Genomic DNA, 16,253 nt, shown 5'->3' with positions numbered 1-16,253 from the left:
TTCGTGGGATGCGACTGTCAGCGTAGTTCAGGGTTCGATAAACGGCACTGACCGCGATCAAGCTGGCATTTTCGGCGCCTGCGCGGGCCCCTTCGCGGGCACGCCCGTTCCCACAGGATGGTCGCCAGCCTCAAGCCTGCGCTGTACCTGTGGGAGCGGGCGCGCCCGCGAAGAGGCCGGTACAGGTCAGACCTGAACTGAGGCCCTGTTCAACCCCAGCTCTATGTCATCAATCAATGCTTTGGCAAAGCCACTGAGAATTCTCGCGGCACTACCGGCCAGCCGGTCATTTTCCATCTCGGCTTCGGTCGTCAGATGATTGATGCACCCGAGCATTACGGAGAGTTCGGAGAAGGCATGGTTGAAGGGGATGTTGGCCTGGACGCGGAACAGGTCCATGCAGGTTTCGCGGCCGACGGTGCTGCTGTTTTTTGGGTGATTTGGAACGTGCGTTGTCATGGTCAGAATCCAATGTCGTTTATGGAACCGCCAGCTCATCTTTCTCACGGATAAGGGGTGGCAGCCGTACGCGGGGTGAGAAAACCGAGGACATTGAACCCGGCCAGGCCGAGGCCTGCCCACGCAAGGCCGCCATGACAGGAAGCCTGTTCAACATCGAGCGGGTTTCTCACACCCGGTCACCTTGATTGGCGACTCGACGACGTTATCCCTGGGGCATTTCCCCAGCAACAGAGCAGCTTCCACACGGCTCGTAGGATAATTCCCAAGCCGATTCAACTGAAGCCTTTGGTTTGAGTTGATGAAAAGTCGTACGCCTTGCGGGCCTCTTCGCGGGTGAACCCGCTCCCACAGGGTTATGTGCAGCCTTCAGGACCTGTGCAATACCTGTGGGAGCGGGTTTACCCGCGAAAGGGCCGGTACTGCCATCCGCAAGCCTCTGCCATATCCAGAAACCATGATCTACACAGCACCTGTATCTCAGCCACTACCTTTGAAAAGTCACCTGCTTTTCAAGGAAGAAGCCAATGTCGCGAGCCCAGTCTCACCTGCTTCGCCGTGGTCGCTATTCAGAACTTGGCCGGCTCTATCTGCTGACCACCGTCACCCACCAGCGCAAGCCGCTGTTCCATGATTTCCTCCATGCCCGGCTGGTCATTCACCAACTGCGACAATCAGACCAGGAACATGCCTGCCGGTCACTGGCCTGGGTGCTGATGCCGGACCATCTGCATTGGCTGATCGAGTTGAAAGGTACGACGTTGGGCACCTTGATGCGCAGGTTCAAGTCCAGGTCCAGTCTGGTTTTGCATCAGGCGGGGGTTGAGCAGGATCCGGTAGGCAGCCTGGGTATCAGGACCGGGCACTGCGGCGGGAGGAGAGCATGGTGCATGTTGCCAGATACATTGTCGCCAACCCCTTGCGGGCTGGCCTCGTCAGAAGTGTCAGGGACTATCCACATTGGGATGCAGTCTGGCTTTAAATTAGAGTTGAGACATTCGCGGGTAAACCCGCTCCCACAGGGATTAACACAGGCCCGAGGCAGTGATATTACTGTGGGAGCGGGTTCACCCGCGAATAGGCCAGATCAGGCCGACGCCGCAACCTGCGCCGGGCGCTTGACCTGTGGCTGCGAAGCATTCGCTGCAGCGCCCTCTTCGATCGCCTGCTGTATCGCCTTGCGACGGCGCTCTTCGGCCTGGCGGCTGAAGTACCAGACGAAGAAGGTCACCAGCGACACCGACAGCAGGATCAGGCTTGCCACGGCGTTGATCTCCGGCTTCACGCCCAGGCGCACCGCCGAGAACACTTCCATCGGCAAGGTGGTCGAACCAGGGCCGGAGACGAAGCTGGCCAGTACCAGGTCATCCAGCGACAGGGCAAACGACATCATGCCGCCCGCCGCCAGCGACGGCGCGATCATCGGGATGGTGATCAGGAAGAACACCTTCCACGGCTTGGCACCCAGGTCCATCGCCGCTTCCTCGATCGAAAGGTCCAGCTCACGCAGGCGTGCCGACACCACCACCGCCACATACGCGGCACAGAACGTGGTATGGGCGATCCAGATGGTGACGATGCCGCGCTCCTGCGGCCAGCCGATCATCTGCGCCATGGCCACGAACAGCAGCAACAGCGACAGGCCGGTGATCACCTCGGGCATTACCAGCGGCGCGGTGACCAGGCCACCGAACAGCGTGCGGCCCTTGAAGCGGGTAACCCGGGTCAGCACGAACGCCGCCAAGGTACCCAGCGCCACCGCCGCCACCGCCGTATAGCAGGCGATTTCCAGCGAACGCATCACCGACCCCATCAACTGGGTGTTGTCGAGCAGGCCGACGTACCACTTCACCGACCAGCCACCCCATACCGTCACCAGCTTGGAGGCGTTGAACGAGTAGATCACCAGGATCAGCATCGGCAGGTAGATGAACAGCAAGCCGAGCACCAGCATCAGCTTGGAGAAACTGAAGCGCTTCATGCCCTGCCCTCCATTTCTTTGGCCTGGCTGCGGTTGAACAGCAGGATCGGCACGATCAGGATCGCCAGCATGACTACCGCCAGCGCAGAGGCCACCGGCCAGTCACGGTTGTTGAAGAACTCTTGCCACAGCACCTTGCCGATCATCAGGGTTTCCGGGCCGCCAAGCAGTTCAGGGATCACGAACTCGCCCACCACCGGGATGAACACCAGCATGCAGCCGGCGATGATGCCGTTCTTCGACAGTGGCACGGTGATCTTCCAGAAGCTGTTGAAGGTGCTCGAACCCAGGTCCGAAGCGGCCTCGAGCAGGCTCGGGTCGTGCTTCACCAGGTTGGCGAACAGCGGCAGGATCATGAACGGCAGATACGAATAGACCACGCCGATGTACACCGCCAGGTTGGTGTTGAGGATCTGCAGCGGCTGGTCGATCAACCCGGTCCACAGCAGGAAGCCGTTGAGCAGGCCGTTGTTGCTGAGAATGCCCATCCAGGCATAGACGCGGATCAGGATCGCGGTCCAGGTCGGCATCATGATCAGCAACAGCAGGACCGTCTGGGTTTCCTTCTTGGCGTTGGCAATGGCATAGGCCATCGGGTAGCCGATCAGCAGGCACAGCAGGGTGCTGAAGAAGGCCATCTTCAGCGAGCCCAGGTAGGCCGAGATATACAGCTCATCCTCGGTCAACAGGCCATAGTTGGCCAGGTTGAGCACCAGCTGCAGCTTGTCTTCGACGTAGCTGTAGATCTCGGTATACGGCGGGATCGCCACGTCGGCTTCGGCGAAGCTGATCTTCAGCACGATGAAGAACGGCAGCATGAAGAACAGGAACAGCCAGATGAACGGCACGCCGATCACCAGGTGCCGCCCCTCCGGGGTAATACGCTGGAAGGCTCGCTTGAGCTTGCGCAGTTTCATGACCGCAGTACCACGCCGCTGTCGTCTTCCCACCACACGTACACTTCATCGCCCCAGGTCGGGCGCGTGCCCTGGCGCTCGGCGTTGGCGACGAACGACTGGACGACCTTGCCGCTCGGCAACTCGACGTAGAACACCGAGTGGCCACCCAGGTAGGCAATGTCGTGAACCTTGCCGCGCGACCAGTTGTGCTCGCAGGTCGGTTGCTGGGTGGTGACCAGCATCTTTTCCGGGCGCAGGGCGTAGGTGATGTGCTTGTCTTCCACCGACGTGGTGATGCCGTGGCCGACATAGATCTTGCGCTCCAGCTCCGGGCTGGCAATGATCGCGTGGCCTTCGGCGTCGTCGACCACTTCACCTTCGAACAGGTTGACGTTGCCGATGAACTCGCACACCAGGCGGCTGGTAGGCGTCTCGTAGATGTCCACCGGCGAGCCGATCTGGGCGATCCAGCCCAGGTGCATGATGGCGATGCGCTCGGCCATGGTCATGGCCTCTTCCTGGTCGTGGGTCACCATCACGCAGGTCACGCCCACGCGCTCGATGATCTCCACCAGTTCCAGCTGCATCTGCGAACGCAGTTTCTTGTCCAGTGCGCCCATCGGCTCGTCGAGCAGCAGCAACTTGGGGCGCTTGGCCAGCGAGCGGGCCAGGGCCACGCGCTGGCGCTGGCCGCCGGACAGCTGGTGCGGCTTGCGCTTGGCGTACTGGGTCATGTGCACCAGCTTGAGCATCTCGGCCACGCGGGCGTCGATCTCGGCCTTGGGCATCTTGTCCTGCTGCAGGCCGAAGGCGATGTTCTGCGCCACGGTCATGTGCGGGAACAGCGCGTAGGACTGGAACATCATGTTGATCGGCCGCTCGTAGGGCGGCATGTCGGTGATGTCGACGCCATCGAGGAGGATCCGCCCTTCGGTCGGGCGCTCGAAGCCGGCCAGCATGCGCAGCAAGGTGGACTTGCCGGAACCGGAGCCACCCAGCAGGGCGAAGATCTCGCCCTTGCGGATTTCCAGGGACACATCGTCCACGGCTACCGTTTCGTCGAACTTTTTCGTGACCCGGTCGATCTTGACCAGCACCTGCTTGGGTTGCTGGCCACCCTCGAGGGCTTTTTTATAGGCACCGGAGGCAACTGCCATGAGTGAAACTCCCAACAAGATTTTTGTGCCCGCGAGCCCTGTTCTACAGGTGCCGCCACGGGCCTGGATTTTTACTTGCCCGACTTGACCTTGGTCCAGCTACGGGTCATCAGCCGTTGCACCTTGGGTGGCAACTCTGAGTTCACGAACATCTTGTCCAGCACTTCCTGCGGTGGGTAAACCGCGGCGTCAGTCCTCACGGCCTGGTCCATCAGGTCGCCAGCCTTGGGGTTCGGGTTGGCGTAACCGACGTAATCACTGACCTGGGCGATAACCTCAGGCTTCAGCAAATAGTTGATGAAGGCATGCGCCTCTTTGACGTTTTTGGCGTCCTTGGGGATCGCCAGCACGTCGAACCAGAGGTTGCCGCCTTCCTTGGGAATGGCGTAGGCCAGGTTCACGCCCTTCTTCGCTTCTTCGGCGCGGGCCTTGGCCTGGAACACATCACCCGAGAAACCTGCCGCGACGCAGATGTCGCCGTTGGCCAGGTCGGTGATGTACTTGGACGAGTGGAAGTAGGTCACGTACGGGCGTACCGCCAGCAGTTTCTTCTCGGCGGCCTGGTAGTCCTTGGCATTGGTGCTGTTGGGGTCCAGCCCCATGTAGTTGAGCACCGCCGGCAGCATTTCGTCCGCCGAGTCGAGGAAGGCCACGCCGCACTTGGCGAGCTTCTTCATGTTCTCGGGCTCGAACAGCACTGCCCAGGAGTCGATGGTGTCCACGCCCAGCGCGGCCTTCACCTTGTCGACGTTGTAACCGATGCCGTTGGTGCCCCACAGGTAAGGCACGGCGTACTGGTTGCCCGGGTCGTTCCTTTCCAGGCGCTTCATCAGCGCCGGGTCCAGGTTGGAATAATTGGGCAGCAGGTTCTTGTCGAGCTTCTGGAACGCGCCCGCCTTGATCTGCTTGCCGAGGAAATGGTTGGATGGCACTACCACGTCATAGCCGGTGTTGCCGGCCAGCAGCTTGCCTTCCAGGGTTTCGTTGGAGTCGAACACGTCTTGCACGGGCTTGATGCCCGTGGCTTTCTCGAAGTCCGCGAGTGTGGTCGGGCCGACGTAGTCGGACCAGTTGTAGAAGTGCACCGTAGGCGCCGCTTGGACGCTGCATGCCAGCGTCAGGCCCGCTCCAGCCATCAAGGCCTTGCGGAATACAGAAATGGACAAGTGGGTGGTCCTCACAATCAGTGCCTGGGTAGCGACAATGCTGCCGCACACGCAAAACCGGCGCGCAACTTACCTTCGCAGCTTCGATGCCGCAATCATCAATTGCCTTTCACTGGCTCTGGGCCGGGATTCCCCGGCCCAGAGGTACCGCATCGGGCTTATTTGCCCGACTTGATCTTGGTCCAGCTGCGGGTGATCACACGCTGGGCAGACGCTTCAGGCGCAGCGATCGCGTACAGCTGCTTCTTCACTTCAGCTGGCGGATAGATGCTCGGATCGCTGGTGATTTCCTTGTCCACGAACTGGGTGGCGGCAGCGTTGCCGTTCGGGAAGCGCACGGCGTTGGTGATCTCGGCCATGATTTCCGGCTGCATCAGGAAGTTCATGAACTGGTAGGCAGCGTCTTTATGCTCGGCATCCTTGGGGATGGCGACCATGTCGTAGAAGGTACCGGCACCTTCCTTCGGAATGACGTAGTCCACCTTGACCTTGTCGCCGGCTTCGTGAGCACGAGCCTTGGACTGCTCCAGGTCACCCGAGTAACCGACGGCTACGCAGATGTTGCCGTTGGCCATGTCGCCGATGTACTTGGACGAGTGGAAGTAGGTGATCGAAGGACGGATCTTGAGGAACAGGTCCTCGGCGGCCTTCAGGTCTTCCTTCTTGGTGCTGTTGCTCGGCAGGCCCAGGTAGTGCAGCGCAGCCGGCAGCATTTCGGTCGGGGCATCGAGGAAGCTCACGCCGCAGCTCTTGAGCTTGGCGATGTTCTCAGGCTTGAACACCACGTCCCACGAGTCGATCTTGTCCACGCCCAGCGCGGCCTTGACCTTCTCCGGGTTGTAGCCGATGCCGATCGAGCCCCACATGTACGGGAAGGCGTGCTTGTTGTCCTTGTCGCTGGCATCGCCAACGGCCTTGAGCAGGTCAGGGTCGAGGTTCTTCCAGTTCGGCAGCTTGGAGCGGTCCAGTTCCTCGTACACGCCAGCCTTGATCTGCTTGGCCAGGAAGTTGTTCGAAGGCACCACGATGTCATAGCCCGACTTGCCTGCCAGCAGCTTGGCTTCGAGGGTTTCGTTGCTGTCGAAGACGTCGTACTTGACCTTGATGCCCGACTGCTTCTCGAACTTGGCGATGGTGTCCGGAGCGATGTAGTCCGACCAGTTGTAGACGTTCAACACCTTGTCTTCAGCCTGAACAGCGGTCGCCATGGCACCCATCAGGGCGGTGGCCAGCAACGTCTTGCCCAATTTATTCATGCGTAATGCTCCAGAATTTTTTATTTAGCCAACTGTTCAGCAGCCAGGACCTACGGTGCAGAGCGCGCGGCGACTGAAACAGTCGCTAGTCTGGCAAGTTACAAGGCCCTGTATCAAGGAAAGCAGGGCCTTGTAACGACTTAATGTCACATCGCTAGCCTAGCAAACTGTCAACGAATCGCTTCGAGCGTCAGGTCCAGGCATTTGCGTGCCTTTTCCACCAGTTCGTCGATCTCTGCATGGCTGATCACCAGCGGCGGCGCAATGATCATGGTGTCACCCACCGCACGCATGATCAGGCCGTTTTCGAAGCAGAAGGTGCGGCAGATCATGCCCACGCCCTTGCCTTCGTAACGGCTGCGGGTGGCCTTGTCCTTGACCAGCTCGATCGCGCCGAGCAGACCCAGGCCGCGTACCTCGCCCACCAGAGGGTGGTCCTGCAGTTCACGCAAACGCTTTTGCAAATACGGTGCCGCTTCGCTGCGCGCCTTCTCGACGATTTTCTCGTCACGCAGGATGCGCAGGTTTTCCAGGCCCACGGCGGCCGCTACCGGGTGGCCGGAGTAGGTGAAGCCGTGGTTGAAGTCGCCGCCTTCGCTGAGTACCTGGGCCACGGTGTCACGCACGATCACACCGCCCATGGGGATGTAACCGGAAGTCAGGCCCTTGGCGATGGTCATCAGGTCGGGCTTGAGGTCGTAGTAGTCGGAGCCGAACCACTCGCCGGTACGGCCGAAACCGCAGATCACTTCGTCGGCGACGAACAGGATGTCGTACCTGGCGAGGATCTCCTTCACCTTCGGCCAGTAGGTTTCCGGCGGGATGATCACGCCGCCGGCGCCCTGGATCGGCTCGGCGATGAAGGCGGCGACATTGTCTTCGCCGACTTCGAGGATTTTCTTCTCCAGCTGCTCGGCCGCCCACACCCCGAACTCATCCGGGGTCATGTCGCCGCCTTCGCCGAACCAGTAAGGCTGCGGGATATGCACGATGCCCGGGATCGGCAGGCCGCCCTGCTCGTGCATGCCGCTCATGCCGCCCAGGCTGGCACCAGCCACGGTGGAGCCGTGGTAGCCGTTGATGCGGCCGATGATGGTCTGCTTCTGTGGCTTGCCTTTCAGCGCCCAGTAATGGCGGACCATGCGCAGCACGGTGTCGTTGCCTTCGGAGCCGGAGCCGGTGAAGAACACATGGGTCATGCCTTGCGGCGCCACGTCGGAGATTGCCTTGGCCAGTTCCAGCGCAGGCGGGTGGGCAGTCTGGAAGAACAGGTTGTAGTACGGCAGCTCGCGCATCTGCTTTTCTGCCGCCTGCACCAGTTCTTCACGGCCATAACCCACTGCCACGCACCACAGGCCAGCCATGCCGTCGAGGATCTTGTGCCCCTCGCTATCCCACAAATGCACACCCTGGGCCTTGGTGATGATGCGCGGCCCCTTCTCCTTCAGCTGCTTGTAGTCGCTGAAGGGCGCGAGGTGATGCTCCCCGCTCAGGGTTTGCCATTCACGGGTTTGCGGGTTGTTGACGCTCATGTGCTTCTCCGTTGTTCGACAGCCGCGTCCTGCGGCACCAAGTTGATCAGACAGCAAACAGCAGGAACTCACGCTCCCAGGAACTGATGACTCGCTTGAAGTTCTCGTGCTCGGCGCGCTTGGTAGCGACGTAACCGGTGATGAACTTCTTGCCCAGGTACTGCACCAGTGCACGGCTGTTTTCCATGCGTTCCAGGGCATCTTCGATGGTCAGTGGCAGGCGCAGGTTGCGGCGTTCGTAGCCACGGCCCTGCACAGGCGCGCTGGCGTCGATGCCTTCGACCATGCCGATGTAGCCACACAGCAGGCTGGCGGCGATGGCCAGGTAAGGGTTGGCGTCGGCGCCTGGCAGGCGGTTCTCGACCCGGCGGCTTTGCGGGCCGGCGTCCGGCACGCGCAGGCCGACGGTACGGTTTTCCTCGCCCCATTCCACGTTCACCGGCGCCGAGGTGTCGGGCAGGAAGCGGCGGAACGAGTTGACGTTGGGGGCAAACAGCGGCAATGCCTCGGGGATGAACTTCTGCAGGCCACCGATGTGGTGCAGGAACAGTTCGCTCATGCTGCCGTCGTCGTTGCTGAAGATGTTCTTGCCGGTAGCCACGTCGACCACGCTCTGGTGCAGGTGCATGGCACTGCCTGGCTCGCCGGTCATGGGCTTGGCCATGAAGGTGGCGGCCACATTGTGCTTGAGCGCGGCCTCGCGCATGGTGCGCTTGAACACCAGGATCTGGTCAGCCAGGTGCAGGGCGTTGCCATGACGGAAGTTGATCTCCATCTGCGCCGTGCCGTCTTCATGGATCAGCGTGTCGAGGTCCAGCTGCTGCAGTTCGCACCAGTCGTAGACGTCTTCGAACAGCGGGTCGAATTCGTTGGCGGCTTCGATCGAGAACGACTGGCGGCCGGTTTCCGGGCGGCCCGAACGGCCTACCGGGGGCTGCAGCGGGAAGTCCGGGTCTTCGCTGCGCTTGGTCAGGTAGAACTCCATCTCTGGCGCGACGATCGGCTGCCAGCCCTTGTCGGCATATAGCTTGAGGACTTTCTTCAGCACGTTGCGCGGCGACAGTTCGACCGGGTTGCCCTTCTTGTCGTAGGTGTCGTGGATCACCTGGGCGGTCGGCTCGATGGCCCATGGCACCAGGAACACGGCGTTCTCGTCGGGGCGGCAGATCATGTCGATGTCCGCCGGGTCCAGCAGTTCGTAATAGATGTCGTCGTCGACGTAGTCGCCGGTCACGGTCTGCAGCAGCACGCTCTCGGGCAGGCGCATGCCTTTTTCGGCGATGAATTTGTTGGTAGGCGAAATCTTGCCGCGCGTGATGCCGGTCAGGTCACTGATCATGCATTCGACTTCGGTGATCTTGTGCTCTTTCAACCAATCGGTGAGCTGGTCGAGGTTGTTACTCATAAATACCTCAGGAGGTAAGGTGGTCCGCGCACTGATTCTGGATGGAGTACATTGCTAAAGCAAAAACCCCCGCGCAGAGCCACAGTGGATACACTGAAAACAGGTGCGTCCGTAATGAGTTCGAAGGGCAGGAAGACGAAACGAAGGGCGGCAAGCCGCTACGAGGGCAGGTCCGGGAGCGCCAAACGTCAATTATTGCGGCCAGGGCGGCCACGCCATTGACGAAGCTTGCAAAAAAGACGGATGTACCCGATGGCACTGCGCAGGCAGTGCTTTCAGGTCTCGGCAAGCGGACCATGTGACCCTCGTATTATTGTGTTCTGGGTTGAGACCGAGCTTAGCCTTGTTCATTTTTTTACACAACACCTCCGTAAAAAATAAAACACGGTTGGTCGGAGATAGCCCTTTGCGCGGGAAATAGCGGATAATGGTTTGCCCCGAGATGCAGCAAATCTGCCGTCGATGTGCCATTTCAGGGCATCATGGGGTTGGCTTGACATCAGTTTGTCTTTTCGATTGACTGGTCTTGCAAGCCCCCCTTGATTGATATTTTTAACAACAAAGGTGTTGCATCATGTCGGTACCCCCGCGTGCCGTTCAGCTTAACGAAGCGAACGCGTTCCTTAAGGAACATCCTGAGGTTCTCTACGTTGACCTTCTGATTGCAGATATGAATGGTGTGGTGCGTGGCAAGCGCATAGAGCGCACCAGCCTCCACAAGGTTTACGAGAAAGGCATCAACCTGCCTGCCTCCCTCTTCGCCCTGGACATCAACGGTTCCACCGTTGAAAGCACCGGGCTGGGCCTGGACATCGGCGATGCTGACCGCATCTGCTACCCGATCCCCGGCACCCTCTCCAACGAACCCTGGCAGAAGCGCCCGACCGCCCAGCTGCTGATGACCATGCACGAGCTCGAAGGTGAGCCGTTTTTTGCCGACCCGCGTGAAGTGCTGCGCCAGGTGGTCGACAAGTTCACCGAGATGGGCCTGACCATCTGCGCCGCGTTCGAGCTGGAGTTCTACCTGATCGACCAGGAGAACGTGAACGGCCGCCCGCAGCCGCCACGCTCGCCAATTTCGGGCAAGCGCCCGCAGTCGACCCAGGTGTACCTGATCGACGACCTCGACGAATATGCCGACTGCCTGCAGGACATCCTGGAAGGCGCGAAGGAGCAAGGCATCCCGGCCGACGCCATCGTCAAGGAAAGCGCCCCGGCGCAGTTCGAAGTCAACCTGCACCACGTGGCCGACCCGCTCAAGGCCTGCGACTACGCGGTACTGCTCAAGCGGTTGATCAAGAACATCGCCTACGACCATGAAATGGACACCACCTTCATGGCCAAGCCCTACCCGGGCCAGGCAGGCAACGGCCTGCATGTACACATTTCCGTGCTGGACAAAGATGGCAACAACATCTTCACCAGCGAGGATCCCGAGCAGAACGCCGCGCTACGTCACGCTGTCGGCGGTGTGCTCGAGACCCTGCCCGCGTCCATGGCGTTCCTTTGCCCGAACGTCAACTCGTACCGCCGCTTCGGCGCGCAGTTCTATGTGCCGAACGCGCCAAGCTGGGGCCTGGACAATCGCACCGTGGCCCTGCGCGTGCCGACCGGCTCGCCGGACGCCGTGCGCATCGAGCACCGCGTGGCCGGTGCCGACGCCAACCCGTACCTGATGATGGCCGCCGTACTGGCCGGCGTGCACCATGGCCTGACCAACAAGGTCGAGCCGGGTGAGCCGATCGAAGGCAACTCGTACGAGCAGCTGGAGCAGAGCCTGCCGAACAACCTGCGCGATGCCCTGCGCGAGCTGGACGACAGCGAGATCCTGAACAAGTACATCGATCCGAAGTACATCGACATCTTCGTCGCGTGCAAGGAGAGCGAGCTGGAGGAGTTCGAGCACTCGATCTCCGACCTCGAGTACAACTGGTACCTGCATACCGTGTAAACAAAAACGCCGCCCACAAGGGCGGCGTTTTCGTTCAAGATCGGTGTCGCCTGCTTCGCGGGTAAACCCGCTCCCACAGGGACCGTGCCGGCCTCAGGTCCGGTGAAGATCCTGTGGGAGCGGGTTCACCCGCGAAGAGGCCAGTACAGGTTTACAAGGGCTTCTCGAAAATCTTCGAATTGCGCTGGTAGTTGTACAACGAAGCCCGCGCCGCCGGCAGCCGCTCCACACCACTCGGCGCAAACCCTCGTTCGCGGAACCAGTGAGCGGTACGCGTAGTCAGCACGAACAGGGTATTCAGCCCCAACTGCCGCGCCCGGCTTTCGATGCGCTCCAGCAGCTCGTCGCCACGCCCGCCATGGCGGTACTCCGGGTTCACCGCCAGGCATGCCAGTTCGCCGGCGTCGGAGTCGGCAATCGGGTACAACGCCGCACAGGCGATGATCATGCCCTCGCGCTCGACCACGCTGAACTGCTCGATCTCCCGCTCCAGCACCTCACGCGAACGGCGAACCAGGATGCCCTGCTCTTCCAGCGGGCTGATCAGCTCCAGCAAACCGCCCACGTCCTCGATGGTCGCCTCGCGCACCACTTCGAACTGCTCCTGCGACACCAGCGTGCCGCCACCGCCACGGGTGAAAAGCTCGGTCAGCAAGGCGCCGTCCTCGGCATAGCTGACGATATGGCTGCGCGCCACGCCGCCTTTGCAGGCTTCGGCCGCGGCATCCAGCAATTCGCCTTGGTAATCGCTGCCCAGGCGCTGCAGATGCGGGGCAACCTGCTGCGGGCGCAGCTCACGCACCAGCTTGCCATCGGCATCCAGCAGGCCCGGCTCGGCACCGAACAGCAGCAACTTGTCGGCCCCCAGTTCGATGGCGGCGCGGGTGGCCACGTCTTCGCAAGCCAGGTTGAAGATTTCCCCCGTGGGCGAGTAGCCCAGCGGCGACAACAGCACGATGGAGCGCTCGTCGAGCAGGCGGCTGATGCCCTTGCGGTCGACCCGGCGCACTTCGCCAGTGTGGTGGTAGTCCACGCCTTCGAGCACGCCGATCGGCCGTGCCGTGACCAGGTTGCCGGACGCCACGCGCAGGCGCGAGCCCTGCATCGGCGAAGCGGCGATGTCCATCGACAGGCGTGCCTCGATGGCCAGGCGCAAGGCGCCGACGGCATCGATCACGCAATCCAGGGTGGCGGCATCGGTGATGCGCAGGCCACGGTGGTAGTGCGGGGTCAGGCCGCGATCAGCCAGGCGGCTTTCGATCTGCGGGCGCGAGCCATGCACCAGCACCAGGCGCACGCCCAGGCTGTGCAGCAGCACCAGGTCGTGGACGATGTTGCCGAAATTAGGGTGTTCCACCCCATCGCCCGGGAGCATGACCACGAAGGTGCAGTCGCGATGGGCATTGATATACGGGGAGGCATGACGCAGCCAGTTGACGTAGTCGGGCATGACAGGGCCTGTGGATAAGTGGACGGAGAACGGCGATACAGGGGGCGTTCAGGATCATCGTCGGAACAGGCTTGCGGTCACGCGCGGTCTCCTCTAGGCAGGAACGAAACAGTTCGGTTGACGTTTAGTCCAGGCAATAGTGCCCGATCAGGTCACGCAATAGACGCACGGTAGGCTCGATTCGTGACATTTCCAGGTATTCGCCGGGCTGGTGGGCACAGGCGATGTCGCCGGGGCCCAGCACGATGGTCTGGCAACCCAGTTGCTGAAGATAAGGCGCTTCGGTGCCGAACGCCACCGCTTCGGCGCGATGGCCGGTCAGGCGCTCCGCCACCTGCACCAGCTCGGCGTCGGCTGCCTGCTCGAATGGCGGCACCTCCGGGAACAGCGGCGCATAGTCGATGCGCACCTCAAAACGCTCTGCCACCGGCACCAGCTTGCCGCGGATGGCTGCGCGCAGTTGCTCCACGTCCATGCCTGGCAGCGGGCGCAGGTCGAACTCCAGGGCGCACTGGCCGCAGATACGGTTGGGGTTGTCACCGCCGTGGATGCAGCCAAAGTTCATGGTCGGGGTCGGTACGGTGAATTGCGGGTTGCGGTAGGTTTGCTGCCATTGCTGGCGCAGGCCCATCAGCTCGCCCATCACTGCGTGCATGGCCTCCATGGCGCTGCGGCCCAGGCTTGGGTCCGAGGAGTGGCCGCTGCGCCCGAGGATGTCGATGCGGTCCATGAGGATGCCCTTGTGCATGCGGATCGGCCGCAGCCCGGTGGGCTCGCCGATCACCGCCGCACGGCCGAACGGCTGGCCGGCCTCGGCCAGGGCGCGGGCGCCGGACATGGAGCTTTCTTCGTCACAGGTGGCAAGGATCAGCAGCGGTTGCTTGAAATCGTGCTCCAGCAGCGGGATGACCGCCTCGATGACCAGGGCGAAGAAGCCCTTCATGTCGCAGCTGCCCAGGCCGACCCAGCGGCCATCGGTTTCGGTCAGCTTCAGCGGGTCGCTGGCCCACAGCTGTTCGTCATAGGGTACGGTGTCACTGTGCCCCGCCAGCACCAGGCCACCCGGGCCGGTGCCACGGCTGGCCAGCAGGTTGAACTTGCCGGGGCTGACCTGCTGGATGTCGCACTTGAAACCCAGGTCGCCCAGCCAGTCGGCCAGCAGGTCGATGACCTGGCGGTTGGACTGGTCCAGCGCAGGCTGGGTGCAACTGACCGAGGGCGCGGCGATCAGGGCGGCGAACTGGTCTTTCAGCGTCGGCAACGGCATGCGCGTACTCCTCGGAAGCGTTGCCCATCATAGCAATGCCACCCGTTCGCAGGGCAACCGTGTGGGCTTCTTCACGGGCTTCCCCGCTCCCACAGGAATTGCACCGCCCTTGAAAGCGGTGCTGTACCTGTGGGAGCGGGCATGCCCGCGAAGAAGGCCACCACGACCCAACAGACGAGAGCCGACTCCTGTAGACTGCTGGGCAACCACGCCCCCTCCTTCGAGCCTGTGATGCACAAAGAAACCGAACTCAAGCTCCGCGCCAGCCGCGAGACCCTTGCCGCCCTGCGCGAGCACCCTCTGCTGAAAAAGCGCAACAAGTCTGGCTGGCAGACCCGCGAACTGCTCAACCAGTACTTCGACACCCCCGAGCGCGAGCTCTCCGCCGCCCGTGTCGCCCTGCGCCTGCGCCGCGATGGCGAGGCCATCATCCAGACCCTCAAGTGCCGCGGCACCAGCGTGGCCGGCCTGTCCGAGCGCAACGAGCACGAATGGCAGCTGGACAAGGTCAAGCTCGACCTGAAGAAGCTCGACGACAGCTGCTGGCCCGCGCAACTGGCCAACCTGGACAAAAAGACCATCAAGCCGCTGTTCACCACCGACTTCAGCCGTGAATACGCCGAAATCGCCTGGGGCCGTGGCAAGAGCAAGGTGGTAATCGAGGCCGCGCTGGACCAGGGGTTCGTGATCGCCGGCAAGCGCAAGGAAGAAATCTGCGAGCTGGAACTGGAACTGCGTGAAGGCGAGCCGCAGGCACTGCTGGAACTGGCCGCCGAGCTGGCCGCCAGCCTGCCGTTGATGCCATGCGACATCAGCAAGGCCGAGCGTGGTTACCGCCTGCTGGAGCCGGACAGCTACGAGCTGGGCCTGCCGCACACCGAGCTGGAAGCCGAAATGGCCGTGGACGACGCCTACGCCGCACTGGCCTGGCAACTGCTGGGCAGCAGCCAGCGCCTGGCCGAGCAATACCGCCACAACGGCCACTGGCGCCTGCTGCAGGACTGGGTCGAGTGCCTGAGCGAGCTGCGTGCCATTACCGCCAGCCTGGGCCAGGCCGCGCCGCGCGCCACCACCCGCGACCTGCGCAGCAGCCTCGACGCCCTGCTCGAAGACTGGCGCCCGCTGGTGCAGGCCGGCAACGAAGACGAAGATATCCGCCGCGCCGCCCCCGAGCAGTTCGCCGAAGAGCTGGAGGACGTGCGCTGGGGCCAGTTCTCGCTGGAAACCTCGCGCTGGCTGCTGGCCCGTGCCTGGACCGTGGAGCGCAAAGGCCGTGGCGAGCGCCAGGGCAAGGCGCAGCTGGCAAGCTGGCTGGCGCACCTGCTGGGCGAAGAAGGCCGAGCGTTGAAGCTGCCGCTGTACACCCAGCGTCCGGAAGACCTGGCCGAGCAACTGCCGCGTATCGAACAGCTGCTGGCCTGGCTGCACCATGCCCGTCAGGTGCTGGAAGCGCCGCAGATGGACCGCCTGTATGGCGACCTGAAGAAGCTGCATGAGCTGGCTGAACAGCCGATCAGCGATGAAGTGCTGGAAGCGCGTATCGAACAGGCTCGGGCGGTGGATCAGAGCCGCGGCTGGAAGCACTTGCTCAAGGCGTGAACCCTTCTGAAGGCTGACACAGCCTTTGTAGGAGCGGCCTTGTGTCGCGAAAGGGCCGCACAGCGGCCCCGGCAATATCTGCTTGGTGCACAAAGCCTGAGGGCGCTTCGCGCCCCTTTCGCGACACAAGG

Annotated in this window: 13 protein-coding genes and 1 pseudogene; 4 read left to right on the top strand and 10 right to left on the bottom strand. The window is 62.1% G+C overall.

Going from position 1 to position 16,253, the window contains the following annotated elements:
* Positions 1-186 precede the first annotated feature (186 nt).
* Positions 187-459: a DUF3077 domain-containing protein gene (locus CAG22_RS01155; RefSeq protein ID WP_085704070.1), complete on the bottom strand. Its 273-nt coding sequence runs from the start codon at positions 457-459 to the stop codon at positions 187-189.
* Between the two features lie 623 nt (positions 460-1,082).
* Between CAG22_RS01155 and CAG22_RS01150 the strand changes: the two are divergent.
* Positions 1,083-1,441 (top strand): annotated as a pseudogene (locus tag CAG22_RS01150) (transposase).
* A gap of 105 nt (positions 1,442-1,546) precedes the next feature.
* Here the strand turns inward: CAG22_RS01150 and CAG22_RS01145 are convergent.
* From CAG22_RS01145 to CAG22_RS01115, 7 genes are all read right to left on the bottom strand, one after another.
* Positions 1,547-2,440 (bottom strand): ABC transporter permease subunit, encoded by an 894-nt coding sequence (locus CAG22_RS01145; protein WP_003258560.1) that lies wholly within the window; start codon positions 2,438-2,440, stop codon positions 1,547-1,549.
* A complete protein-coding gene (locus CAG22_RS01140) occupies positions 2,437-3,357 on the bottom strand; it encodes an ABC transporter permease subunit (protein WP_013974703.1) in 921 nt (306 codons plus the stop codon). Before CAG22_RS01140 ends, CAG22_RS01145 begins: the two co-directional genes overlap by 4 nt.
* Complete coding sequence (gene potA / locus CAG22_RS01135) at positions 3,354-4,496, bottom strand: polyamine ABC transporter ATP-binding protein (protein WP_085592408.1); 1,143 nt, start codon at positions 4,494-4,496, stop codon at positions 3,354-3,356. The genes CAG22_RS01140 and potA overlap by 4 nt, the downstream gene beginning before the upstream one ends.
* 71 nt (positions 4,497-4,567) lie before the next feature.
* Positions 4,568-5,662, bottom strand: coding sequence for a polyamine ABC transporter substrate-binding protein (locus tag CAG22_RS01130; RefSeq protein ID WP_084785299.1), 1,095 nt, complete (start codon positions 5,660-5,662; stop codon positions 4,568-4,570).
* A gap of 158 nt (positions 5,663-5,820) precedes the next feature.
* Positions 5,821-6,918, bottom strand: a complete 1,098-nt coding sequence (locus tag CAG22_RS01125; protein ID WP_023660780.1) for a polyamine ABC transporter substrate-binding protein — start codon at positions 6,916-6,918, stop codon at positions 5,821-5,823.
* 170 nt (positions 6,919-7,088) lie between these two features.
* Positions 7,089-8,450, bottom strand: a complete 1,362-nt coding sequence (locus tag CAG22_RS01120; protein ID WP_085704067.1) for an aspartate aminotransferase family protein — start codon at positions 8,448-8,450, stop codon at positions 7,089-7,091.
* Positions 8,451-8,496: 46 nt separating this feature from the next.
* Entirely contained in the window at positions 8,497-9,855 is a 1,359-nt protein-coding gene (locus CAG22_RS01115; RefSeq protein WP_013974708.1) for a glutamine synthetase family protein, read from the bottom strand.
* Positions 9,856-9,896: 41 nt separating this feature from the next.
* Between CAG22_RS01115 and CAG22_RS01110 the strand changes: the two genes are divergently transcribed.
* A complete protein-coding gene (locus CAG22_RS01110; RefSeq protein WP_085592404.1) occupies positions 9,897-10,157 on the top strand; it encodes a hypothetical protein in 261 nt (86 codons plus the stop codon).
* A gap of 272 nt (positions 10,158-10,429) precedes the next feature.
* The gene (locus CAG22_RS01105) at positions 10,430-11,806 is read left to right on the top strand and encodes a glutamine synthetase family protein (RefSeq protein ID WP_015272222.1); all 1,377 of its coding nucleotides are present in this window, start codon (positions 10,430-10,432) and stop codon (positions 11,804-11,806) included.
* Positions 11,807-11,957: 151 nt separating this feature from the next.
* Here the strand turns inward: CAG22_RS01105 and argA are convergent, their stop codons facing one another.
* A complete protein-coding gene (argA, locus tag CAG22_RS01100; RefSeq protein ID WP_013974710.1) occupies positions 11,958-13,256 on the bottom strand; it encodes an amino-acid N-acetyltransferase in 1,299 nt (432 codons plus the stop codon).
* A gap of 124 nt (positions 13,257-13,380) precedes the next feature.
* Positions 13,381-14,523: an acetylornithine deacetylase gene (gene argE, locus CAG22_RS01095; RefSeq protein ID WP_085704064.1), complete on the bottom strand. Its 1,143-nt coding sequence runs from the start codon at positions 14,521-14,523 to the stop codon at positions 13,381-13,383.
* A 231-nt stretch (positions 14,524-14,754) separates the two neighbouring features.
* Between argE and CAG22_RS01085 the strand changes: the two genes are divergently transcribed.
* The gene (locus tag CAG22_RS01085; RefSeq protein WP_003259352.1) at positions 14,755-16,122 is read left to right on the top strand and encodes a CYTH domain-containing protein; all 1,368 of its coding nucleotides are present in this window, start codon (positions 14,755-14,757) and stop codon (positions 16,120-16,122) included.
* The last annotated feature ends 131 nt before the right edge of the window (positions 16,123-16,253 follow it).

This window comes from Pseudomonas sp. B8(2017), assembly GCF_002113575.1.
In the GTDB taxonomy this organism is placed as follows: domain Bacteria; phylum Pseudomonadota; class Gammaproteobacteria; order Pseudomonadales; family Pseudomonadaceae; genus Aquipseudomonas; species Aquipseudomonas putida_Z.
This window is presented reverse-complemented; position numbering and strand designations above follow the sequence as displayed.

What these genes read in the sequence shown, in the direction of transcription:
- argA (WP_013974710.1), bottom strand. Translation starts at nt 13,256, where the DNA reads ATGCCCGACTACGTCAACTGGCTGCGTCATGCCTCCCCGTATATCAAT.
- argE (WP_085704064.1), bottom strand. Translation starts at nt 14,523, where the DNA reads ATGCCGTTGCCGACGCTGAAAGACCAGTTCGCCGCCCTGATCGCCGCG.
- CAG22_RS01155 (WP_085704070.1), bottom strand. Translation starts at nt 459, where the DNA reads ATGACAACGCACGTTCCAAATCACCCAAAAAACAGCAGCACCGTCGGC.
- CAG22_RS01085 (WP_003259352.1), top strand. Translation starts at nt 14,755, where the DNA reads ATGCACAAAGAAACCGAACTCAAGCTCCGCGCCAGCCGCGAGACCCTT.
- CAG22_RS01110 (WP_085592404.1), top strand. Translation starts at nt 9,897, where the DNA reads ATGGAGTACATTGCTAAAGCAAAAACCCCCGCGCAGAGCCACAGTGGA.
- CAG22_RS01145 (WP_003258560.1), bottom strand. Translation starts at nt 2,440, where the DNA reads ATGAAGCGCTTCAGTTTCTCCAAGCTGATGCTGGTGCTCGGCTTGCTG.
- CAG22_RS01105 (WP_015272222.1), top strand. Translation starts at nt 10,430, where the DNA reads ATGTCGGTACCCCCGCGTGCCGTTCAGCTTAACGAAGCGAACGCGTTC.
- CAG22_RS01140 (WP_013974703.1), bottom strand. Translation starts at nt 3,357, where the DNA reads ATGAAACTGCGCAAGCTCAAGCGAGCCTTCCAGCGTATTACCCCGGAG.
- CAG22_RS01115 (WP_013974708.1), bottom strand. Translation starts at nt 9,855, where the DNA reads ATGAGTAACAACCTCGACCAGCTCACCGATTGGTTGAAAGAGCACAAG.
- CAG22_RS01120 (WP_085704067.1), bottom strand. Translation starts at nt 8,450, where the DNA reads ATGAGCGTCAACAACCCGCAAACCCGTGAATGGCAAACCCTGAGCGGG.
- CAG22_RS01125 (WP_023660780.1), bottom strand. Translation starts at nt 6,918, where the DNA reads ATGAATAAATTGGGCAAGACGTTGCTGGCCACCGCCCTGATGGGTGCC.
- potA (WP_085592408.1), bottom strand. Translation starts at nt 4,496, where the DNA reads ATGGCAGTTGCCTCCGGTGCCTATAAAAAAGCCCTCGAGGGTGGCCAG.